We start from the raw sequence: 22,630 nt of genomic DNA on the forward strand, positions 1-22,630 counted from the left end.
CAAGTATAATAATGTTTGTCTCGAGTGAATGTAGTCTGGTAATGATGGCAGAGAGGTCACACCCGTTCCCATACCGAACACGGAAGTTAAGCTCTCTAGCGCCGATGGTAGTTGGGGCCTTGCCCCTGTGAGAGTAGGACGTTGCCAGGCTAATATCATTCCGCAGTAGCTCAGCGGTAGAGCTATCGGCTGTTAACCGATCGGTCGTAGGTTCGATTCCTACCTGCGGAGCCATGATTGGAGAGCTGTCCGAGTTGGCCGAAGGAGCACGATTGGAAATCGTGTATACGTCACAAGCGTATCAAGGGTTCGAATCCCTTGCTCTCCGCCATAATATTTTTGGCCCGTTGGTCAAGTGGTTAAGACACCGCCCTTTCACGGCGGTAACACGGGTTCGAATCCCGTACGGGTCACCACTTTTGGAGGATTAGCTCAGCTGGGAGAGCACCTGCCTTACAAGCAGGGGGTCGGCGGTTCGATCCCGTCATCCTCCACCATATATAACATATGAATAGTATTGTCGCGGGGTGGAGCAGTTCGGTAGCTCGTCGGGCTCATAACCCGAAGGTCGCAGGTTCAAATCCTGTCCCCGCAACCAAATGGTCCCGTGGTGTAGTGGTTAACATGCCTGCCTGTCACGCAGGAGATCGCCGGTTCGACCCCGGTCGGGACCGCCATTTATTTCTGGCTCGGTAGCTCAGTCGGTAGAGCAGAGGACTGAAAATCCTCGTGTCGGCGGTTCGATTCCGTCCCGAGCCACCATTTTAACTAAATATGCCGGCTTAGCTCAATTGGTAGAGCAACTGACTTGTAATCAGTAGGTTGGGGGTTCAAGTCCTCTAGCCGGCACCATGTAAGTTTCGGAGGGGTAGCGAAGTGGCTAAACGCGGCGGACTGTAAATCCGCTCCTTCGGGTTCGGCAGTTCGAATCTGCCCCCCTCCACCATTTACATTTTATATAGGGGTATAGTTTAAAGGTAGAACAGAGGTCTCCAAAACCTCCAGTGTGGGTTCAATTCCTACTACCCCTGCCAAAACACAACATGGCGGTTGTGGCGAAGTGGTTAACGCACCGGATTGTGGCTCCGGCATTCGTGGGTTCGATTCCCATCAGTCGCCCCATTTTTATTTTTTAATATTTGTAAATAAAGTAGTTAATACTTGCATATAATGAATTAAAACTTCGGTGGGCTATAGCCAAGCGGTAAGGCAACGGACTTTGACTCCGTCATGCGCTGGTTCGAATCCAGCTAGCCCAGCCATTTTTGCGGAAGTAGTTCAGTGGTAGAATACAACCTTGCCAAGGTTGGGGTCGCGGGTTCGAATCCCGTCTTCCGCTCCAAAGTAATTTAATATGGCGGCATAGCCAAGTGGTAAGGCAGAGGTCTGCAAAACCTTTACCACCGGTTCGAATCCGGTTGCCGCCTTTCTCATTATGCCGATGTGGCGGAATTGGCAGACGCGCACGACTCAAAATCGTGTTCCTTCGGGAGTGTCGGTTCGACCCCGACCATCGGTATCAAAAAGACGAGTAATCGTCTTTTTTATTTGTCTTCGGATTGATTATATCGTACATATTAAGCGCTTCTTACTGCGGTAAGGAGTGCTTTTTTTGCGTTTATAGACGTTGAATTCTTAGATGACTATATTAACTCGAAGCGTGCGAGCAAATCGTTTACGCTGAGTGTGGAGGTGTAGTTGTGGTAAGACGAAGGAACGTGTTAAATGATCGCGAATTATCTTGTTGTTCACAAAAGTAAAAAGTCGTACGTAGAAACGTTTGAGGATGCGCTAAGTATTTTTACGAAGAATTGTGAGTTACGTAATTTAAGGCCTCATACGATTGGGCTTTATCGTAAGGAAGTATCTGCCTAAACCATTTACGTGAGCAAGGTATCGACAGTATAAATTTAAAGTTGTATAACGTCACAGAGGAACATAGTAAAGAAAACGTCATTTTATATATGCGTAATAAAGTAGAAAATCCTACGGAGCCCCGCGTTTAATTATAGTAAGTGACCACCATTCTCGTTGGCTTTACTCGTTTTTTTTATACGAGGAAGTCAAAGTATAACCAAGACTCTCTGTTATAGAATACATATTTTCCAATGTATATGTTAAGGATATATATTGAATGACTTTGTCTATAAGGAAAGGACGAATGTTTAAATATGAATTCAAAAGAATCAATTCTTAGCCTTACTAGTAATAATGATATTGTTAAATACCTAAATGTGAGGAAAGACCCTATCGATTTACGAGATAGAATGTTTCAAAGTTATCTTTTTAGTAATGAGGAGGATCTTCCAACTCAAGTGGATCTTCGAGAGCGAATGTCAGATGTTGTAGATCAAGGTCAACTTGGTTCTTGTACAGCAAACGCTATTGTATCCGGATTACGTGAGTATCTCTTAAAACAATCGGGACGCCCATTTGTTCTATTATCGCGCTTATATCTGTATTATCATGAACGAAAAATAGAGGGAGACATTCAAAATGATAATGGAGCTATTTTGCGAGATGGGATGAGTGTACTTGAAAAGCTGGGAGTCTGTCCTGAGAAAGATTACCCTTACCAAATAGAGCATTTTCGTGATACACCATCCTCGAAATCGGATAATGATGCATTACTTTATCGGATTGGGCAATATAGTCGTGTGCAAGATTTACCACGATTAAAATCTGCACTGGCGCATGGACTTCCAGTAGTTCTTGGTTTTCTAGTTACAAATGCCTTTTATCATTCTGATGAGGTAAGAAAAACTGGAATCGTACCTATCTCAGGGACTGATGATGTAATTATAGAAGATGGACAACCAGCAGGACATGCTGTATGTGCTGTTGGGTATGATGATGATAAAAAAGTTGTGATTATTCGAAACAGCTGGGGGACAGAATGGGGAGATGAAGGGTATTGTTATTTTCCATATGAATTATTCCAAAACGGAATTGTACAGGATATGTGGACCGGACGCTAATTTCAGAATAAGGAAGGAGGATAAAAAGATTATTCTAATTCCTCCTCTTTGAATAATCTTTTTTTGTATTGCGTATACTATCTGCAAGCCGATTTTCCTTCGGCTTCACTCTTTCAAAACGGGGCGCTCTCTCTTCCGTGTCGTGCAAGAACGTAGCGGGGGACTTAATCAGTTGCCTGCTGTTTTTGCGAATAAACGTAAAAATTCTTGTCCACAATAACTAAAGAAGATATCTTAAGCTATTTGTAGCAACCTCCAGCAAATGTTTTTTGTACGACCGTTCTTGTAAAAGAGGCGGTCTTATTTACGTATTGCTATAAACACAAAGAAAAACTCTTATAGTATCAGTCATTCCGTTATCGGTACTAGCTGAACAAAAGTTAACACTACGAGCAATTCTCACCGTTCGCACCACGCATTAAAACCGTGCATTTTAATCGGCAGTGAGTCCGAGAGTTCGATGAACCAAATCATGCGCATTATGAGGAAACACACTTTGTATTAAATAAATTTGGAGATGGAATTGCTAGATCATTAACGAAATCTGGAGACCTTTCAGAACCAAAATAATGGGTTGTAAAAGTAGGCTTCCATTTTAGGAGGCTTTTTGTATTTACACTGTAAAATCATGTTATTTGAGTGTTAAATTCGTAATGAATTATGAATTTAAGGTATAATATAATTTGGTGAATGAACGAAATTATATTGATTTATATTATGTCAGTAATGCGAATCAATAATGAACTTTTTGTATTTATTTTGAAAAAGTGTTGAATAAACATTGTATTTCATATTAATATTTTTATGTAGATTTAAACGTGAAAGAGAGTGGAACAGTATGGGCCGTAAATGGAATAATATTAAAGACAAAAAAGCATCAAAAGATGCAAATACAAGCCGTATATATGCGAAATTTGGACGTGAGATTTATGTGGCTGCAAAACAAGGTGAGCCAGATCCAGAATCAAATCAAACGTTGAGAGTCGTATTAGAACGTGCAAAAACATACAATGTACCAAGAACAATCATTGATCGTGCGATTGAAAAAGCAAAAGGTGGTTCTGAAGAAAATTACGACGAGCTTCGTTATGAAGGATTCGGACCAAATGGATCTATGGTAATTGTAGATACACTTACAAATAACGTGAATCGTACTGCAGCGGATGTACGAGCTGCGTTTAGTAAAAATAGTGGTAATATGGGCGTAAATGGATCCGTAGCATATATGTTTGATGCAACTGCTGTTATTGGGCTTGAAGGAAAAACAGCAGATGAAGTGCTTGAAATTTTAATGGAAGCAGATGTAGACGCGCGTGATATTCTAGAAGAAGAGGAAGCGGTTATCGTTTATGCTGAACCTGATCAGTTCCATTCGGTACAAGCAGCGCTTAAGGATGCTGGTATTACTGAATTTACAGTTGCTGAGCTAACAATGCTTGCACAAAATGATTTAACACTTCCAGAAGATGCACAAGTGCAATTTGAAAAAATGATTGATGCATTAGAAGATTTAGAAGATGTTCAACAAGTTTATCACAATGTTGATTTGGGTGAATAATATCTAAAAAAGAGACCTTTTGTTATTTAGAACAAAAGGCCTCTTTTTTTGGATTGTTTGTAGATTAAAAAGGATTCTCGAAATGCTTGTTGGAAATTAAATTATATTGATTTTAAAATAAAACTAATATTCTTTGGAAGCTGGATGATGGAATATACAACCCCTAAGCATATTGTTGCTGTTTCTGCTTACATAAAATATATAACACGCCCACATATGAAGTCGAGAACACTTGATGCCATAAAAGCAAAGAATTTCATTCCATATGAAACATGGAAAATAGATCCTTATGATTTGATAGGGAGATAATAGATTATTTCATCTATTATTAATTTCAAAAGGGCAAGTGATTTGAGATATCATCAAATCAATCGTCCTTTTTTGCTTATATTGTGTAAGTAAAAATGTCTAGTATGATGTTTAATCGGTGAAATTAGGTAAAGTAATAAGATAAAAAGTATACATAGTAAATACATATTGATTATAAGAACGTTCGTTTGGTATTATATCTATATTGTTCCAATTGGACTGTTATATTAATTTTTTAGAAATACTGTAGAAAAAATGTTAGGAGGGAACTAACTAAAACTAAAAATATGCCAGGTGATATAATAGAAGAAGGATGGATATGTGATTTTAAAGCAATTCATCTGAATATATATATCCATTTTGATTTTCCGACATATAAGTCGTGGCTATGAAAACAAAAGAGGATCTCCACTCATTTGCTCCCTTTGTTTTCACGTGGTATGGGGCCAAAAAAGGCACTGACCGATTCTATACATGGCCAGATTCTCTCTTCCATCTAAAAAGAAGGGGGGGGATGTTGTTTTTTAATTTCGATGTATATAGAAGCTTACCATTTTTTCTGCTAGAATATGTATTCTATAACTTACAACATTGTAAGGTAGGTGTAAGAGAAATCGATTGGAGATTGTTTTAAAAAACGGTATTCTTAATGTAAGGATTATATATGGTGTAAGGAAAAGAGGTGTGCATAATGAAAGAACGAGTACTGTCTAGAGTCAACTATCATCAAAAAGTTTCATTCAATCCAATTACAAAGTTTCTTTATAAAGCTATTATTTTATTATTACTACTGAGTTGTACATTATTATTTATCGGAAATGTAATGATTGAAAGAAGTGATATTAGTAAGCTACATGTACCTGCTAAATTAGAGGTACCAGAATCTCTGGCTCACGCATTTATTGCGACAGAAGATAAAAGGTTTTATCACCATAACGGCTTAGACTATATAGCAATTGTCCGAGCTTCTATTGAAAATATAAAAGCTGGTGGTGTTGTACAAGGTGGAAGTACAATTACACAGCAGCTTTCCAAAAATGCTTTTTTATCTAATGAACGTACATTTTCTCGTAAATGGAAGGAAGTTTTTTATACAAAAAAAATTGAGCGAACATTTACTAAAGATGAGATTTTAAAATTATATGTAAGCAATATTTATTACGGAGAAGGTGCATGGGGGATTGAAAAAGCATCCAAGCTATACTTTGGCAAAACGGTAAATCAATTAACATTAAGTGAGAGTGCAATGATGGCTGCTGTTGTGAAAGCTCCTGCTTATTATTCCCCTGCTCAAAATTATGACAAAGCAGTAGAAAGACGAAATGTCGTTTTGAAATTAATGGAACGAGAAGGATATATTAGTCATGATGAATATGTGCAAGCAATTAGTGAAAAATTAGTAATTCGTCATGACATTCCAACTCAGCATTCATTGCAAAAAGTAGCTCGTGAAAAAGCGGTAAGTTAAAAGTGAAGTTCCATAGGGGAACTTCACTTTTTTTTGAATAAGACTGCCAAAGAAGAGACACAATATTGACACATTTGTTGTATTTTTGAAAATTATGTGAGCGTGTTCATTGCATGATGTATAAAAGTATTGATATCATGTGTAATGTGTACAACAATGTATACAGAATATGAATTTAAAGAGGAATGTATATGAAATCATCAAATAAAATCATGGCTCTTGGTATTGTTTTTTCTATTGCAGTGTTAATTGTAATTGGAACAGTTGCGTACAGTATCATAAATGACAAAAAAGATAAAGGGAATGAAATGTTTGCTTATTCCACGCAGCAATCTTTAGGTAAGGAAGATGCACCCGTTAAGGTTGTTGAATTTGGGGATTTTAAATGTCCAGCTTGTCGAACTTGGGATACGACAGTATTACCTCGTTTAAAAGAGGAGTATATTAATAAAGGGAAAGTTCAGTTTTATTTCATTAATTTTCCGTTTATTGGAAAAGATTCTAATTTAGGTGCAGCGGCTGGTGAGGCGATTTATAAACAAGACCCAGAATCTTTCTGGACATTCTATGATGAAATTTATCAAATTCAGAAGAAAGATACTGAAGAATGGATTACAGAAGAACTGCTTCTTAATACAGTGAAGGAAAAACTTCCGAAAGTTAATATAGAACAGTTTAAAAAAGATTTACATAGCAAAGAAACCCAAGACAAAGTACGTAAGGATTCCGATCGTGCACAAAAATTAAAAGTACAAGGTGCTCCTTCAATATATGTAAATGGGAATCTTTCAAATCCTGATTATGATAGTATGAAAAAGGCAATCGATAAAGAATTGAAAAAGTGATGATTATTCATCACTTTTCGACTTTTTTCGATAAAATTCTTGCTTGGGCTTTTATTACATGCTATACTATTTTACATAAGTTATTTCAATATCTTATGTTTTTTCATATTTGCGGGTGTAGTTTAGTGGTAAAACAAGAGCCTTCCAAGCTCTGGTCGAGAGTTCGATTCTCTTCACCCGCTCCAGATATTATTTCATATTCTCATAATAAATTGTGATCAACGCAGTGTTTCGTTTCTAAGATAAACGAGGCATTGCGTTTTTTAATGTTTGGAAATGAAGATTTTATGCGAAAATAGAATTAAGGACTATGATTACGAAGTGGATTGCTAACCATCAGTAGGTGATTACTTGTTTGATGAGGATATGTATTCATCGTAGAAGGAGGCAAAGCATGAATTTTGAGCAATTAAAGCAAGATGTTATAGCATATAGTAAAACAATTGGAATAGATAAAATAGGCTTTGCGAGTGCCTCACCATTTGAAGAATTAAAACAGCGTTTAATTCAGCAGCAACAATTAAATTATCAGTCTGGATTTGAAGAACCTGATATTGAAAAAAGAACGAATCCACAGTTACTATTGCCAGGAGCAAAATCCATTATTGCAATTGCATTAGCGTATCCATCAAAGTTGAAAAATGCACCGTTAAGTAAACGAGGAGAAAGACGTGGTATTTTTTGCCGTGCTTCTTGGGGACAAGATTATCATCTTGTTTTGCGGGATCGCCTGCAAAAATTAGAGGCGTATTTAATTGAGAAGCTTCCTGATATAGAAGTGAGATCAATGGTGGATACGGGAGAGTTGAGCGATCGCGCTGTTTCGGAGCGTGCTGGTATTGGATGGAGCGGTAAAAACTGTTCTATTATTACGCCAGAATTTGGCTCCTATGTGTATTTAGGTGAAATGATTACGAACGTACCATTTCCGCCGGATCAACCAATAGAAGATCAGTGCGGAAGTTGTACAAAGTGTATTGATATTTGTCCAACTGGTGCACTTGTACAGGGAGGACAATTAGATTCAAAAAAATGTATTGCTTTTTTAACGCAAACAAAAGGGTTTCTCCCAGAAGAATATCGAGATAAAATTGGAAATCGTATTTACGGCTGTGATACGTGTCAAACAGTTTGTCCAAAGAACAGAGGGAAGGACTTTCATAACCATCTAGAAATGGAGCCAGATCCAGAGCTTGTTAAACCTTTATTAACTCCATTATTAACGATAAGTAATCGGGATTTCAAAGAAAAATATGGCATTATGTCTGGATCATGGCGCGGGAAAAAACCATTGCAACGAAATGCAATTTTAGCCCTTGCTCATTTCAAGGAAACCACAGCAATTCCTGATTTAATTGGTGTTATGAAAGAGGATCCAAGACCTGTAATTCGTGGTACAGCAGCATGGGCTCTAGGAAAAATCGGTGGTGAAGGTGTAGGAGAATCGATTGAAAAGGCAATGGAGCGTGAAAAGGATGAAGAAGTTCTTCATGAAATGAATCGCGGTCTTGAAATGTTAGCTGAGAAAAAACAGTAGATAATGCCTCTTTTTTTCATATTGTGTAATATGGAGGGAGAGGCCTATGTTGGTAAAGAAACAGCTTGAACAACAGATGCAACAATTTTTAGCTTATATTACAAATAAACGTGTAGGTGTCGATAAGATTCCTGCTGATTTACTACAAGTGTTACAACGAAAAAGAAATTTGTTTCAAAAACGTGATGCTGAAATTGTAAAAGCAACAGCAGACGTATCTTTTATAAGACAATTGAATAGTAAGCAATATCAAGAAGTAGATTATCAAGTTCATTTGAAGTATTTAGTTCATCATCATGAATTATTCTACATGGAAGAAGAACAATTAGAACGGCGTGTTTATCTGAAAGATGGGCGTATTGTAGAAGATAAAGATATTGCAGTGAAAGAAGAAAAGGTCCAAGGGGAAACGTTAGAGCGTGAGATAACGAAAGGAAAGTATGATTCGTATCAATATAATCGCTTAGAAGCTGTCAAATATGCGGAGCGTTGGTGGGATGATCGAAACCCGGCGTATCGTAATTTTCCTGATAATTGTACGAATTTTATTTCACAGTGTCTGCATATTGGTGAAACACCAATGACTGGGTATCCTAACATTCGTAAAGGATGGTGGCAAAGGGAGAATCAGTGGAGCTGGAGCTGGGCAGTTGCTCATTCATTTTATTGGTATTTATCAGGAGCTACAACAGGACTTCGTGCTAAAGCGGTAGAAAATCCGGAAGACCTTCTACTTGGTGATGTAATTGTTTATGATTTTGAAGATGATGGTAGATGGAATCATACAACAATAGTTGTAGCCAAAGATGCGGACGGCATGCCGCTTGTAAATGCCCATTCTGCTAATAGCCGCAGGCGTTATTGGAATTATGAAGATTCCAGTAAATATACACCACAAATGAAATATAAATTTTTTCATATTATTAATGGGTAGAGATTTTTCACTCAAGTGGTATAATACGTAGTAGACAAAAGATTGAGGTGAATATAACGTGGGAGTACATGTTGTTTTATATCAACCAGAAATTCCAGCAAATACAGGGAACATTGCACGTACTTGTGCAGCCACTGGAACAGAATTACATTTAATTCGACCACTTGGATTTTCAACGGATGATAAAATGTTAAAACGTGCCGGTCTTGACTACTGGCAGCACGTAAAAATTACGTATTATGATTCGATTGAAGAGTTTTATGAAAAAAATAAAGACGGTGAATTCTTCTATTTAACAAAGTATGGTGAAAAAGCACATACAGCGTTTGATTATAGTAAGGTAGAGAAAGATTATTATTTTGTATTTGGAAGAGAAACAAACGGATTGCCAGCAAACGTAATTGAAGAAAACTTCGATCATTGTTTACGTATTCCAATGACTGACAAAGTACGTTCTTTAAATTTATCTAATACAGCAGCGATTTTAATTTATGAGGCATTCCGCCAACAAAATTATCCAGGTTTAGATTTAGAGATTGTATATTAAAATTTAAATGTAATAGCAGACAAAAAGTGATGGGCTTAGGCCCATCACTTTTTGTTTGTACCTGGTTTATCATTATATCCTGAAGTGAAAATTGCAGTAAGAAATGTAAGTGAGACACCTAAAATTAATAATAATTTCATGTGAGACCTCCTTCTTCATATTTTATTTAAAATAATTTTGATCTGAAGTTTATGTAGATTCTATGGAAGTAAAGAAGATATATCCTGTAAGAATGGAGAACAAGTTCCCTAGTATTTTTATTATACCGAATTTTCTTTTAACTTTGGGGTGAAATTTATAATGTTTGTAGAAGATTTCATTTTGATTTAAAGAATGTTTAAGGACATCCTCGCATACCTTTTATAATAATCCGATTGAACAAGGAGATGGGGGAGGAGCTATAATGGATATTCTAAAGAAAATTGAACAGCATCGAGAAGCAGAAGAACGTTTACAATGGGAAGGTACGTTTGCGGAATATTTGGAGCTTGTTAAAGAACGACCATGGGTGGCTCAAACTGCACACTCTCGCATTTACAATATGATTAAAGATGCTGGCATTGAAGAAGTAGAGGGTAGAAAAAAATATAATTTTTTTAGCAATCAGCTATTTGGATTAGAAGAAGCATTAGAGCGTCTTGTGGAAGAATATTTTCATCCGTCTGCGAAACGTTTAGATGTTAGAAAACGGATTTTATTATTAATGGGACCAGTTAGTGGTGGGAAATCAACGTTAGTCACTATGTTAAAACGGGGATTAGAGACATACTCGCGTACAGATCGAGGAGCTATTTTTGCGATAAAAGGTTGCCCGATGCATGAAGATCCTCTTCATTTAATACCACATCATTTACGTGATGACTTTTACGATGAATATAGGGTAAGAATTGAAGGGAATTTGTCACCATTAAATGTGATGCGTTTAGAAAAAGAATATGGTGGAAGAATTGAAGATGTAATTGTAGAACGTATTTTCTTCTCGGAAGATCGCCGGACAGGAATTGGTACATTTAGTCCTTCAGATCCAAAATCACAGGATATTGCAGATTTAACAGGGAGTATTGATTTTTCTACAATTGCAGAATATGGTTCAGAGTCAGATCCACGTGCATACCGTTTTGATGGAGAGTTAAATAAAGCAAACCGTGGTATGATGGAATTTCAGGAGATGTTAAAATGTGATGAGAAATTTTTATGGCATCTATTATCTCTTACACAAGAGGGGAATTTCAAAGCGGGGAGATTTGCACTTATTTCAGCAGATGAATTAATTGTAGCCCACACGAATGAAACAGAGTATCGCTCCTTTATTTCTAACAAGAAGAATGAGGCGTTACATTCAAGGATTATTGTAATGCCGGTTCCATATAATTTACGAGTGAGTGAAGAAGAACATATTTATGAAAAGATGATTCATGAAAGCGATGTTGCCAATGTACACATTGCGCCGCACACACTTCGCGTCGCAGCAATGTTCACGATTTTAACACGCTTGAAGGATCCGAAGCGCCCAGATATTGATTTAATTAAAAAGATGCGTTTATATGACGGAGAAATGGTAGAAGGTTACAATGCAATTGATGTAGAGGAATTGCAGCGTGAATATCAGGATGAAGGTATGAGTGGTATTGATCCGCGTTATGTCATTAACCGTATTTCTTCTACTATTATTAGAAAAGAAGTACCATCGATTAATGCGCTTGATGTGTTACGTTCATTAAAAGATGGGTTAGATCAACATCCATCTATTAGTAATGAAGATCGGGAGCGCTATATGAATTTCATTTCATTAGCACGGAAAGAGTACGATGAAATTGCTAAGAAAGAAGTACAAAAAGCATTCGTGTATTCGTATGAAGAATCAGCTAAGACGCTTATGGATAATTACTTAGATAACGTTGAGGCATATTGCAATAAATCAAAATTACGTGATCCATTAACAGGTGAAGAAATGAGTCCAGATGAAAAGCTGATGCGTTCTATTGAAGAGCAAATTGGTATTTCAGAAAATGCAAAGAAAGCGTTCCGAGAAGAAATTTTAATACGCATTTCTGCTTATGCTCGTAAAGGAAAACGTTTTGATTATAACTCACATGAACGCCTTCGCGAAGCAATCCAGAAAAAATTATTTGCTGATTTGAAAGATGTTGTGAAAATTACAACATCTACGAAAACACCAGATGAAAATCAGCTGAAGAAAATTAATGATGTTGTAGCACGCTTAATCGATGAACATGGATATAACTCTTCATCAGCAAATGAATTGCTTCGCTATGTAGGTAGCTTGTTGAATCGATAGCTTGATAATAAAACGCTGTCTCTAATGAAAGCAGAGGCAGCGTTTTTGTATCTATCTGATTGAAGTAATGGAACTTTACTATATAAATTCATTTCGATTTTTCGACATATAAGTCGCGGCTATGAAAACAAAAGGAAATCTCCACTTATTTTCTCCCTTTGTTTTCACGTGGAATGGGGCTAAAAAAGGCATTGACCGCTACTGTGCATGGTCGGATGCTCTCTTCTACCTAAAAAGTAGGTGCTGTATTGGTTTTTCAATCTGTATTTATATAGTGAATGTTTCCTGGAGACTTGTCCAAATATAATAAATTAAGGTGCAATTTCATGAATTTATTGTCAATTATTTTTACAATACGCATATGATAGAGTAACCAATCATTCATACAGAAAAAGCCAACACAATACAATATGTTGCAGAGTGGAAAAGTGTGCAACAATGAATTGTGTTTCTTTCTTATCAGCTAAAGAAGTTTCAATTTAAAATGAATGCCAAAGTTTTTGTTAAGGAAGTTCGGAGCAATACGTAAAAAAGCTATGGGTGCCTTATGATTATGGAAAAAGTAAGTTCTAATGAACAGATACTTTTTAACTATTCTTGTTGCTACATCATAACCTTAAATTTGTATATTACTGTTTATTAGAGAAAATAAGGGAAATTACAGTAAGGAGGGAAAAAGATGGGCGAAGAAAATCAACCAAATTATACAATTTCACAGGAAAACTGGTCCCTCCATCGCAAAGGACATGACGATCAACAACGCCATCAAGAAAAGGTACAAGAGGCAATTAAGAATAACTTACCAGACCTTGTGACAGAAGAAAATATCGTGATGTCTAATGGTAGGGACGTTGTAAAAATACCAATTCGGTCTTTAGATGAATATAAAATTAGATATAACTACGATAAGAATAAACATGTTGGGCAAGGAACTGGTGATAGTAAAGTTGGCGATGTGGTTGCAAGAGATGGGGCAGGTGGTCAAAAGCAAAAAGGACCAGGAAAAGGGCAAGGTGCAGGGGATGCAGCTGGAGAAGATTATTATGAAGCAGAAGTATCAATTTTAGAATTAGAGCAAGCATTTTTTAAAGAGTTGGAGCTGCCTAATTTAAAGCGGAAAGAAATGGATGAAAATCGTATTGAACATATTGAATTTAATGACATTAGAAAAACAGGATTGTGGGGAAATATTGATAAAAAACGGACGATGATCTCAGCTTACAAACGAAATGCGATGAATGGAAAGCCAGCTTTTCATCCAATTCGTCAAGAAGATTTGAAGTTCCGAACATGGAATGAAGTGTTGAAGCCAGATTCCAAAGCTGTTGTATTAGCAATGATGGATACGAGCGGATCTATGGGGATTTGGGAGAAGTATATGGCGCGTAGTTTCTTCTTTTGGATGACAAGATTCTTACGTACAAAGTACGAAACGGTAGATATAGAGTTTATTGCACATCACACAGAAGCGAAGGTCGTGACAGAAGAAGAGTTTTTCTCAAAAGGAGAAAGTGGTGGAACAATCTGTTCCTCTGTTTATAGAAAAGCACTTGAGCTTATAGATGGCAAGTATTCACCGGAACGCTATAATATTTATCCATTTCATTTTTCAGATGGAGATAACTTAACATCAGATAATGCTCGGTGTGTGAAGTTTGTGCAAGAATTGATGAAGGTATGTAATATGTTTGGGTATGGGGAAGTAAACCAGTACAATCGTCACAGTACGCTTATGTCAGCCTATAAAAATATTAAAGATGAGAATTTCAGATACTATATTTTAAAGCAGAAAGCTGATGTGTTTCATGCAATGAAGAGCTTTTTTAGAGAAGAATCAGGTGAGAAAATGGCGTAGCCCCTTTTTTAAGGGGTTTTTTATATAATAGAATATTCATTCATGTGTAATAAAAGGGAAAAAATCGAAGTAGAAATATTTATATAACTTTACTTTTTATGTAAAATAGTATATTATATAAATATACAATATAACGGTTATTTTCTAGGAGGAGCCTGTCACCATAGGCTCCTCCTGTTCTTTTTTAAGCAGCCTGTCGTACAGGTTTTTTTTAAAAGAATAAATAACTGAAAATTAGGAAAAATAATTTTTGAAAGAGGTGAGGCATACATATAACAAAGAGAGAGGTAATGATGAAAGGGGGATAAGGCATGACATTGTTGGGTTATCCGCTTGAGACAATTTATTTATATGGATTTATTATTGCTACCGTACTTACTGTTATTTATATCTTTTTTGGAGATATATTTGAATCCATATGTAGCTTCGGAGGTGGATCTACATCTATTGTAACGTTGCTGCTCAGTTTCTTTGCCATGCTTTGTGGTTTTAGTTATATAGGAGAGTATTTATTTACTTGGAATAGTATTGTTATTTTTAGTCTTTCTTTCGGCATATCTTTTATTGGAGTTTTCCTAATGAAAATATTGATTTTAAAACCAATTGCAGAAGCTGAACAAAATACAGTGCAACGTATGGCTGAATTTGTTGGATGCAAAGGAGAAGTGATTATTACCATCCCGAAAGAAGGATTTGGAGAAGTATTAGTTTCTTCGCAATTTGGAAGTAATGCGATACCAGCTAAGACAATTGGAAAGAAAGATATTTTACAAGGAACCGAGGTCATTATTGAGGAAGTTCAAGATGGTGTTTTGCTTGTACAGAACATCGCTTATTCTTTAAAAAAACCAAAGTTATAAGGGGGAATTTGAATGATTCCATTAATTATCGGTGGTATATTACTCGCAATCTTACTTTTACTTATTTTGGTGTTTATCACAAAATACCGTACAGTTGGTCCTGATGAGGCGCTGATTGTAACAGGAAACTGGCTTGGTGGCGGGAAAAACGTTGTCACAACAGATGATGGTAAAAAAATTAAAATTATTCGTGGTGGTGGTACATTTGTTGTACCAATTATGCAACGAGCGGAACTTCTTAGTTTATTAAACTATAAATTAGAAGTTGGAACACGTGATACGTATACAAAGCAAGGGGTGCCAGTTACGGTAAATGGTGTTTCTATTATTAAAGTAGGTTCAACAATTGAAGAAGTATCTACAGCAGCTGAACAATATTTAGGGAAAGAAACGGAAGAGTTAAAAGTTGAAGCGAAAGAAGTATTAGAAGGCCATTTACGTGCTATCTTATCTTCAATGACAGTGGAGGATGCTTATAGTAATAGAGAGCAATTTGCACAAAAAGTACATGAAGTTGCTTCGACAGATTTGAAGAAGATGGGGCTTCGTATTGTCTCCTTTACGATTAAAGAAATCATGGATAAAAATGGTTATTTAGATGCTTTAGGTCAACCGCAAATCGCAACAGTGAAACGTGATGCAACAATTGCGAATGCAGAGCGTGAAAAAGAAGCACGTATTGAAAAAGCTCGTGCGGAGAAAGAAGCAAAAGAAGCTGAATATCAACGCGATGCACAAATTGCAGAGGCTGAAAAGCATAAAGAATTAAAAGTACAATCATATAAGAGAGAGCAAGAGCAAGCACGTGCCGATGCGGACCTTTCTTATGAATTACAACAAGCAAAAGCACAACAAGGTGTTACAGAAGAGCAAATGCGCGTTAAAATCATTGAGCGTGAAAAGCAAATTGAATTAGAAGAAAAAGAAATTGCACGTCGTGAAAAACAATACGACGCGGAAGTAAAGAAGAAAGCAGATGCAGATCGTTATGCAGTTGAACAATCAGCGGAAGCGGAAAAAGTAAAACAAATGAAAAAAGCAGATGCAGATCAATATAAGATTGAAGCAGAAGCAAGAGCACGTGCGGAAGAGGTGCGTGTAGAAGGTTTAGCAAAAGCCGAAATTGAAAAGGCACAAGGGCAAGCAAAAGCAGAAGTTCAAAAAGCGCAAGGTACAGCGGAAGCGGATGTTATCCGATTAAAAGGTTTAGCAGAAGCGGAAGCGAAGCAAAAAATTGCGGAAGCGTTCGAATTATATGGGCAAGCGGCAATTATGGATATGGTTCTTAAAATGCTTCCAAGCTACGCAAAAGAAATTGCAAGCCCACTTAGTAACATTGATAAGATTACTGTTGTGGATACAGGCGGCGGTGGAAAAAACAGCGGAGCTGGAAAAGTGGCAGGATATGCGACTGATCTAATGGCAACGATGCAAGAAACATTAAAAGCTTCTTCTGGTATTGATTTAAAAGAACTATTAGAAAGTTTTGCTGGAAAAGGTGCTGTGCAGCAGGTGGTGAGTGAGAAGCCTGTTGTGCAAGTAGTGGAAGAAAACGAGAAAAGTGAAAAATAACGAAGAAGGCCTCTAGCATTAGGGGCCTTTTTAGGCTCTAATGCAAAGCGAAAATAAAAGAGAATATAGCGCATATATTTCTAGCGGAATTATATTTGATGATATAAGTGCAAACAATTGATGGATGAATTCTTTCTAGTTTGGGCAGGTTGATTCTGTAAATCAATTTTTCTTTTTCATACTGATCATGTCCTTTTTTAGATTGATAGTATCAGTATGTCAAGGTTTTATAAATTTCTTGCACCAGAATCTCGCTAGCATCATACATGCCGCACTCATACCACCTAATGCTTTGGAAAGAAATAATGCCCATATATGATTGGCAAATTCAAATAAAGATTCAGATGAAGATGAAGAACAAAGAAGTAACCCCAGTATAATCAATTTTTGATTAAATCTATCTATATTCCGGTGATAGGAGGTGTTAGTAATTGAGTAAATGTAGCAATATTTCATTATATCAGTAACTAATTGTAACGTATTCATATAAAAAGACATTATAGGAACAACGAGATTGATTCCTAAAAATAAAGAAATTGAATAATATCAAGGCTAAAGATATCTTTTCTGCTGCATACAATTATGTTATTTCTTTCAATGTGTTAAATTTAATTGAAATAAAGTAAATTTAGATTAATGGAGAAATGATTGTATGTTAAACTACATTAAAATATGTTTAATTATAATTCGTTACACAACTTGCTACAAGAACATTAGGAGGATTAGAAAGATGAGGAAATTGAAAGCAAATATATACAAGTATGGAAAGGCTAATATCCTTTACTAAACAGGCTCATTTCAATGGAGGAAGTATTTGGAATCAATCCTGATATCGAAGAATTTCAAAAAGGATTGAAAATAGCGTTAGAGAAACAGAATTAATTTAATATGGGGAATTTGAACTTCATATAGCGTTTGAAAAAGCTACTTTTATTCAAGGGAGATTACAAATAGGATGGACTGTTGTGTATAGCGTAACTCAAATGTTTTTATAGTTATATAAACAGAATTGTTAATGTGACATAAAAATTATTGTGTAACTCCATTTTTATCCCGCATTAACGGACAGTAACACTCCCACCTCAAAATTTAGCGAAAGCAAAGAAGTTAGGTGGGAGATGAACTGTCCGTAAAAGCCCGATTCGTTCAACTAATAATCAGTGGGGGATGAAGAAAACCCCCACTGATTAAAGTTTCACTTTATTTTTAACATTCTTTAAAGATGGTAAGAAGCGAGAAATATCTTAGGAAGGCTATTTATATCAGCATTATTTCGTAAAAGCATAATAAAAATCATGTATTTTTATCCCGCATTAACGGGCAGTAAGACCCCCACCGAAAACAAAGAAGTTAGGTGGGGGATCAAGACCCCCACTGATTAAAATTTCACTTTATTTAGTGTGCTGTTATCGCAGTTTTTATAAGGAACAGAGGAGACTTAATGTATGAAAAAAAGAATTGTAATCATAGAAGATGAAGATAATATCCGAGAAATATGTAAACGGTACTTGGAAAGAGAAGGATATGAAGTATACACCGCTGTAAACGGAACAGAAGGTTGGAATGTATTTCAGCAATATCAACCAGATTTAATTATTCTAGACTTGATGATGCCGAAAAAAGATGGCTGGGAATTATGTGAGGAAATTCGCCAATACTCTAATGTCCCTATTATTATGTTAACCGCTAGAGGAGAAGAAAGAGATCGAATTTTAGGATTAACAATGGGCGCGGATGATTATGTGACAAAGCCGTTTTCACCTCGTGAATTAGTATTAAGGGTGCAAATTATATTAAGAAGAGGAAATCAAGCAACGATACAAGAGAAAGAACCTGTATCAGAAATGATAGAGTTCCTAGATTTGAAGATTGATCCAACGAAAAGACGTGTATTTGTTTGTGGACATGAAATTGAGTTAACAGTGAAAGAATTTGAGGTACTTTATATAATGGCAAAACATCCAAAACAAGTATTCTCACGATCTCAACTTCTTGAACAGATATGGAATTTTGAGTATGAAGGGTGCACAAATGCAGTAACTGTGTTAATGAGTCGTCTACGTGAAAAATTGGAGAAGCATACAACAAAGAATCGTTGGATTCATACAGTTTGGGGCATAGGATATCGCTTTGAGCCAGATGGAGGAAATGAAACATGAAGTTACGGAATCAATTGTTATTGATGAATTTATTAAGCACGGGAATCATAGTAATTTCGATCTGGTATAGTGACAGAAGAATGTTACTTAGACCGGAACAAACACGGCTATTAATAGGAATTGTGATGGTAGCGATGATTCTTTCAACGATTATTTACTGGTTAATGACACGTCCTATTATGAGATCTATTCAAAATTTAATTGCATTAACGAAACAATTTAGTGATAGACACTTTGAAACGATGTATATAATCGGGAAAGAACCAGAAGAGTTTAAAGAATTAGCGACAGCTTTTCAACAAATGGCTAAAAAATTAGAAGAAAGCTTTACTAAGTTAGAACAAGGAGAAAAAGCACGTACAGAACTAATTGCGAATATTTCCCATGATTTACGAACCCCTATGGCTAGCATACAATTGATGATAGAAGCGTTACAAGATGGTTTAATTGAAGATCCTAATATGAAAATGCAGTATCTAACAACAATCCTAAACGAAATTCAAAGATTAAGTGGATTAATTAATAATTTGTTTGAGCTTTCTAAGCTAGAACTTGGACAAGGAGCCTTTCATCCCAGTTTAACACATGTGGACAGCATTCTATTAGAAGTACTAGATTCCCATGCGATCTTATTGAAGGACAAAAATATCCATTTGCAATTGCACGTTTCGGATACATTGCCACGACTTTGGATTATGCCATGTAAAATAGTGCGGGTTATCAGTAATTTGTTACATAATGCGATTCGGCATTCCCCCACATTTGGAACAATCGAGTTAATTGTGGAGGAAAATAAACAAAAACAGCAAGTTACATTCATTTTGCGTGATGAAGGGGAAGGGATTTCTTACGATGATCAATTACGTATATTTGAACGTTTTTTCAGAACAGATCCATCAAGAAGTTCACAATCTGGAGGGTCTGGACTTGGACTCGCCATTGCAAAATCACTAGTTGAAATACACAAAGGAGAAATTGGTGTTCAAGATCGTTCGGATGGGAAACAGGGATGTGAATTTTGGTTTACTCTTCCCATTGCATCAGAAAAGAAATAATACGGTTGAAAGACTTTTGTAACATTTATGAGAGAGAAATGAAAGATTTGTTAGCTATGATGAAGTTAATCTTACTAGTAGATGTTCTAACTCATCTAGAAAACAAGGAGAAAAATGACGATGAAGAAATTAAAACCAACACTTAGTGTATTAGGTAGTGTAACAATGGCACTGACTTTGGCATCCCCTGCGTTAGCTGAAACAACACCTGAACAAGACGGAAAAGTGGAAACTTTTAAAGAAAATAAAAATATGAAGGAAGGGCAAAATATTATCTATGATGGTTCTGAAAAAAAGGGAATCATAATTATGGAAGAGCCTCAGGAAAATAATGACTGGGATAATGATGGCATTCCTAATGATGTAGAAGAAAAAGGGTTTAAAATTGTATTTAATAAAAAGACAGGGAAAAATGAAGCCCAACCATGGGATCAACAGCAAGACTTTGGTGAAAAGAGATTTATAACAAATCCTAGGAGTGCAAACTCAGATGGAGATCCTTTTACAGATAGCTATGAAGTGGAGCATTATGGCAGTGATTCTGATGTAGATTTCAATCCCATGATTGCGAATGTGCCAAATCTACAAATTGCTGTAAAACGCATCGATATTACTCCAGTTGCTAGTATTACAGATTCAAATGGTGAATCACGTACTAAGAGTTGGGAAAAAAGTTTATCGGTACAACATTCTTTTAATGTAGGTTTAGCTGGTGAAGCCGGTGCTGAGGGATCAGCAGCGGGTCCTGTACCTTCAGGAAAAGGATCGTTAAATGTGGGGTATGGTTATTCTAATACAAAAACAGAAACAGAAAGTATTTCTAATAGTTTTGATTGGTCAACAGCAACAACTGTTGATTCAGCTAAAGCAGCAAATGTGCGCTTCCATCTAGAATATAAAAATACGGGTACAGCATCTGCTGGGGATGTTTCACCTCACTTTAACATTCGATTAGGAAATAAAATTATCAATACTGTAAAGGCAACACAAGACCGTTATAAGGCAAACTTGTTAACTACAGAAAAAGGTGGAAACAATAAAACTGAAATTCTAATGGACAGTGTAGAAGGTCAAGCGGATGTGAAAATTTCCCTAACACTGGATGAATTAAAAGCAGTAGAACAAGGGGCACCTCTTTCTATTGAAGTATTGCCTACTAGTACGATGAATGTGTATACAATGAAAGATGGGAAATTTGAAAATTTAGGAGATTGGGCGCATTTTGCGTCTAATGTAAATGCTTCTACTACATTAGTAGAAACAAATTTGGGTTCTATACCAAAATTTAGAGTGTATACACCAAAAAAGGATAAAACAAAACCTGCTAGCGTTGATCATAATCTTTCATTGGACGAATTTTTTAAAAATAGCGGGATAGATAGTTATGCTTGGACAGCAAACGCTGTAGTAAATGGTCAGCTAAACAAAAATCTAGTTCGTTATGGTCCAAATCGTTCTCTTTTAGAACGAGGTGTGAACCTTGGTTTCTTTGATAACCGCGTACTACGACCAACTCTATCATATAGCAGTTATGATTATAGCAAGAAAAAGATTTACGCATCGGTTATACCAGGTTTATTTAATATAAGTGAAGAAATCTTTGTTACGGTTAATAATAAAGAAGGTAAGCAACAAAAGGTAAAATTAGTTCGAAATAAGAATTCAAATGTGTATGAATCTAAAGAGAATGAACCTGTAGACTTAGCAGTAAACAAAAGAGCTCTTGGAGAAACCCCAGTTAAGTTTGAACTCAATGATGTCCAAAATAATAAAACTGAAGTTTCTGTGCCTCTTGTTTCAAATAAAAGCTATCTAGAGGCTATCGATAAATTAGTAGTAGATAATTCCGGAGAACCTATTCTAGAAGGAAAACAGTACTATTTGAAGACGAATGTTAACATACGTGAAGGTGTACAGGAGGATTGGCACATTGGTTTAAGCCAAACAATTAATGGGCGATATGTACACTTTTCACCTCAGTCCAATTGGGATAGATTGAGACTCGGTCCTATACAAAAAGCAATACATGGAGCAGACATTCAAGCAACACCAGTAATGATAGAAAGAAAAGGACAGCCTAAACCAGGACAACCATTCAAAAAAGATGAAGAAGTGTTCCTTAAGTTTACTAACAGTAGTTATAGTGGTTACCAGTATTTAAATATTGGAAATGGTTATGATTATAACTGGTTAGATACTGAAAACAATAGATCTTCTATTAAATTAGACAAGCTTCCTAATGAGAAGAGTTTCTATCTAAAATCTGATTCTACTTATATCACATTTAGACAAAATAATTGGACTGCTAGTGTCGCAGATAATGGTAGCGCCCCAGTTGTAGCTTCTAGTGAGTTTATTTTAAAACCTGAGCATACAAATTCACCAGGTAATAACCATAAATGGGAATTAGAAAGCATTAAGTAAAGTAAGAGATTATAAGGCCGCAAGTATGGTTTTAGAAAACTTAGTGAGCTATGCATATTTGAAAGCTACGTGCGGTAACAATTAATAAAAGTTAAGTTTATCTCGTTATTTGCGCGGGCAGTAATACTCCTGCCTAAAAACAAAGAGTATTACTGCCCGTAAAATGCTAGTTGGTGAGGACTGATAATCAGTGGGAATGAAGAGTTTGCCACTGATTATCAGTCCTCACC

General features: G+C 36.2%; 14 protein-coding genes, 16 tRNA genes and 1 rRNA gene. All 31 read left to right on the top strand.

What is annotated here, in order from left to right:
* Positions 1 to 34: 34 nt before the first annotated feature.
* Positions 35 to 150, top strand: a 5S ribosomal RNA gene (gene rrf / locus BPMYX0001_RS02250).
* Positions 151 to 159: 9 nt separating this feature from the next.
* Positions 160 to 234 (top strand) — tRNA-Asn (locus tag BPMYX0001_RS02255).
* A 5-nt stretch (positions 235 to 239) separates the two neighbouring features.
* A tRNA-Ser gene (locus BPMYX0001_RS02260) sits at positions 240 to 331 on the top strand.
* A gap of 10 nt (positions 332 to 341) precedes the next feature.
* A tRNA-Glu gene (locus BPMYX0001_RS02265) sits at positions 342 to 416 on the top strand.
* A 5-nt stretch (positions 417 to 421) separates the two neighbouring features.
* Positions 422 to 497: transfer RNA gene (locus BPMYX0001_RS02270), tRNA-Val, on the top strand.
* A 24-nt stretch (positions 498 to 521) separates the two neighbouring features.
* Positions 522 to 598 (top strand) — tRNA-Met (locus tag BPMYX0001_RS02275).
* Positions 599 to 601: 3 nt separating this feature from the next.
* Positions 602 to 677: transfer RNA gene (locus BPMYX0001_RS02280), tRNA-Asp, on the top strand.
* Between the two features lie 9 nt (positions 678 to 686).
* Positions 687 to 762: transfer RNA gene (locus BPMYX0001_RS02285), tRNA-Phe, on the top strand.
* Between the two features lie 14 nt (positions 763 to 776).
* Positions 777 to 852 (top strand) — tRNA-Thr (locus BPMYX0001_RS02290).
* 10 nt (positions 853 to 862) lie between these two features.
* Positions 863 to 946: transfer RNA gene (locus BPMYX0001_RS02295), tRNA-Tyr, on the top strand.
* Positions 947 to 960: 14 nt separating this feature from the next.
* A tRNA-Trp gene (locus tag BPMYX0001_RS02300) sits at positions 961 to 1,034 on the top strand.
* A 12-nt stretch (positions 1,035 to 1,046) separates the two neighbouring features.
* A tRNA-His gene (locus BPMYX0001_RS02305) sits at positions 1,047 to 1,122 on the top strand.
* A gap of 65 nt (positions 1,123 to 1,187) precedes the next feature.
* Positions 1,188 to 1,262, top strand: a tRNA-Gln gene (locus tag BPMYX0001_RS02310).
* A 5-nt stretch (positions 1,263 to 1,267) separates the two neighbouring features.
* A tRNA-Gly gene (locus BPMYX0001_RS02315) sits at positions 1,268 to 1,342 on the top strand.
* Positions 1,343 to 1,356: 14 nt separating this feature from the next.
* Positions 1,357 to 1,427, top strand: a tRNA-Cys gene (locus BPMYX0001_RS02320).
* 10 nt (positions 1,428 to 1,437) lie between these two features.
* Positions 1,438 to 1,519 (top strand) — tRNA-Leu (locus BPMYX0001_RS02325).
* 652 nt (positions 1,520 to 2,171) lie between these two features.
* Positions 2,172 to 2,978, top strand: a complete 807-nt coding sequence (locus BPMYX0001_RS02330) for a C1 family peptidase (RefSeq protein WP_033798599.1) — start codon at positions 2,172 to 2,174, stop codon at positions 2,976 to 2,978.
* Positions 2,979 to 3,816: 838 nt separating this feature from the next.
* Positions 3,817 to 4,536 carry a YebC/PmpR family DNA-binding transcriptional regulator gene (locus tag BPMYX0001_RS02335; protein ID WP_003205196.1) on the top strand — a complete coding sequence of 240 codons (720 nt, stop codon included), beginning with the start codon at positions 3,817 to 3,819 and terminating at the stop codon, positions 4,534 to 4,536.
* Between the two features lie 1,000 nt (positions 4,537 to 5,536).
* The gene (locus BPMYX0001_RS02345) at positions 5,537 to 6,313 is read left to right on the top strand and encodes a transglycosylase domain-containing protein (protein WP_006093439.1); all 777 of its coding nucleotides are present in this window, start codon (positions 5,537 to 5,539) and stop codon (positions 6,311 to 6,313) included.
* A gap of 191 nt (positions 6,314 to 6,504) precedes the next feature.
* Positions 6,505 to 7,158: a DsbA family protein gene (locus tag BPMYX0001_RS02350; RefSeq protein WP_033798601.1), complete on the top strand. Its 654-nt coding sequence runs from the start codon at positions 6,505 to 6,507 to the stop codon at positions 7,156 to 7,158.
* A 111-nt stretch (positions 7,159 to 7,269) separates the two neighbouring features.
* Positions 7,270 to 7,343 (top strand) — tRNA-Gly (locus BPMYX0001_RS02355).
* Between the two features lie 209 nt (positions 7,344 to 7,552).
* Positions 7,553 to 8,695, top strand: coding sequence for a tRNA epoxyqueuosine(34) reductase QueG (gene queG / locus BPMYX0001_RS02360; RefSeq protein ID WP_006093441.1), 1,143 nt, complete (start codon positions 7,553 to 7,555; stop codon positions 8,693 to 8,695).
* A gap of 46 nt (positions 8,696 to 8,741) precedes the next feature.
* Positions 8,742 to 9,629: an amidase domain-containing protein gene (locus tag BPMYX0001_RS02365; RefSeq protein WP_006093442.1), complete on the top strand. Its 888-nt coding sequence runs from the start codon at positions 8,742 to 8,744 to the stop codon at positions 9,627 to 9,629.
* 58 nt (positions 9,630 to 9,687) lie between these two features.
* Entirely contained in the window at positions 9,688 to 10,176 is a 489-nt protein-coding gene (gene trmL, locus BPMYX0001_RS02370) for a tRNA (uridine(34)/cytosine(34)/5-carboxymethylaminomethyluridine(34)-2'-O)-methyltransferase TrmL (RefSeq protein ID WP_003195070.1), read from the top strand.
* Between the two features lie 403 nt (positions 10,177 to 10,579).
* Positions 10,580 to 12,475, top strand: coding sequence for a PrkA family serine protein kinase (locus BPMYX0001_RS02375; RefSeq protein ID WP_006093443.1), 1,896 nt, complete (start codon positions 10,580 to 10,582; stop codon positions 12,473 to 12,475).
* A 679-nt stretch (positions 12,476 to 13,154) separates the two neighbouring features.
* Complete coding sequence (gene yhbH, locus BPMYX0001_RS02380) at positions 13,155 to 14,330, top strand: sporulation protein YhbH (RefSeq protein ID WP_006093445.1); 1,176 nt, start codon at positions 13,155 to 13,157, stop codon at positions 14,328 to 14,330.
* A 311-nt stretch (positions 14,331 to 14,641) separates the two neighbouring features.
* The gene (locus BPMYX0001_RS02385) at positions 14,642 to 15,190 is read left to right on the top strand and encodes an NfeD family membrane protein (RefSeq protein ID WP_006093446.1); all 549 of its coding nucleotides are present in this window, start codon (positions 14,642 to 14,644) and stop codon (positions 15,188 to 15,190) included.
* Positions 15,191 to 15,202: 12 nt separating this feature from the next.
* Positions 15,203 to 16,762, top strand: a complete 1,560-nt coding sequence (locus tag BPMYX0001_RS02390) for a flotillin family protein (RefSeq protein WP_006093447.1) — start codon at positions 15,203 to 15,205, stop codon at positions 16,760 to 16,762.
* A gap of 1,445 nt (positions 16,763 to 18,207) precedes the next feature.
* On the top strand, positions 18,208 to 18,921 hold the full coding sequence (locus BPMYX0001_RS02395) for a response regulator transcription factor (RefSeq protein ID WP_006093449.1): 714 nt from the start codon (positions 18,208 to 18,210) through the stop codon (positions 18,919 to 18,921).
* Positions 18,918 to 19,976, top strand: coding sequence for a sensor histidine kinase (locus BPMYX0001_RS02400; protein WP_018765619.1), 1,059 nt, complete (start codon positions 18,918 to 18,920; stop codon positions 19,974 to 19,976). Before BPMYX0001_RS02395 ends, BPMYX0001_RS02400 begins: the two co-directional genes overlap by 4 nt.
* A 120-nt stretch (positions 19,977 to 20,096) precedes the next feature.
* Entirely contained in the window at positions 20,097 to 22,400 is a 2,304-nt protein-coding gene (locus BPMYX0001_RS02405) for a binary toxin-like calcium binding domain-containing protein (RefSeq protein WP_033798602.1), read from the top strand.
* Positions 22,401 to 22,630 lie beyond the last annotated feature (230 nt).

This window comes from Bacillus pseudomycoides DSM 12442 (assembly GCF_000161455.1).
In the GTDB taxonomy this organism is placed as follows: Bacteria; Bacillota; Bacilli; order Bacillales; family Bacillaceae_G; genus Bacillus_A; species Bacillus_A pseudomycoides.

What these genes read in the sequence shown, in the direction of transcription:
- BPMYX0001_RS02335 (WP_003205196.1), top strand. Translation starts at nt 3,817, where the DNA reads ATGGGCCGTAAATGGAATAATATTAAAGACAAAAAAGCATCAAAAGAT.
- BPMYX0001_RS02385 (WP_006093446.1), top strand. Translation starts at nt 14,642, where the DNA reads ATGACATTGTTGGGTTATCCGCTTGAGACAATTTATTTATATGGATTT.
- BPMYX0001_RS02365 (WP_006093442.1), top strand. Translation starts at nt 8,742, where the DNA reads ATGTTGGTAAAGAAACAGCTTGAACAACAGATGCAACAATTTTTAGCT.
- BPMYX0001_RS02345 (WP_006093439.1), top strand. Translation starts at nt 5,537, where the DNA reads ATGAAAGAACGAGTACTGTCTAGAGTCAACTATCATCAAAAAGTTTCA.
- BPMYX0001_RS02395 (WP_006093449.1), top strand. Translation starts at nt 18,208, where the DNA reads ATGAAAAAAAGAATTGTAATCATAGAAGATGAAGATAATATCCGAGAA.
- BPMYX0001_RS02375 (WP_006093443.1), top strand. Translation starts at nt 10,580, where the DNA reads ATGGATATTCTAAAGAAAATTGAACAGCATCGAGAAGCAGAAGAACGT.
- BPMYX0001_RS02350 (WP_033798601.1), top strand. Translation starts at nt 6,505, where the DNA reads ATGAAATCATCAAATAAAATCATGGCTCTTGGTATTGTTTTTTCTATT.
- BPMYX0001_RS02400 (WP_018765619.1), top strand. Translation starts at nt 18,918, where the DNA reads ATGAAGTTACGGAATCAATTGTTATTGATGAATTTATTAAGCACGGGA.
- BPMYX0001_RS02405 (WP_033798602.1), top strand. Translation starts at nt 20,097, where the DNA reads ATGAAGAAATTAAAACCAACACTTAGTGTATTAGGTAGTGTAACAATG.
- BPMYX0001_RS02330 (WP_033798599.1), top strand. Translation starts at nt 2,172, where the DNA reads ATGAATTCAAAAGAATCAATTCTTAGCCTTACTAGTAATAATGATATT.
- yhbH (WP_006093445.1), top strand. Translation starts at nt 13,155, where the DNA reads ATGGGCGAAGAAAATCAACCAAATTATACAATTTCACAGGAAAACTGG.
- queG (WP_006093441.1), top strand. Translation starts at nt 7,553, where the DNA reads ATGAATTTTGAGCAATTAAAGCAAGATGTTATAGCATATAGTAAAACA.
- BPMYX0001_RS02390 (WP_006093447.1), top strand. Translation starts at nt 15,203, where the DNA reads ATGATTCCATTAATTATCGGTGGTATATTACTCGCAATCTTACTTTTA.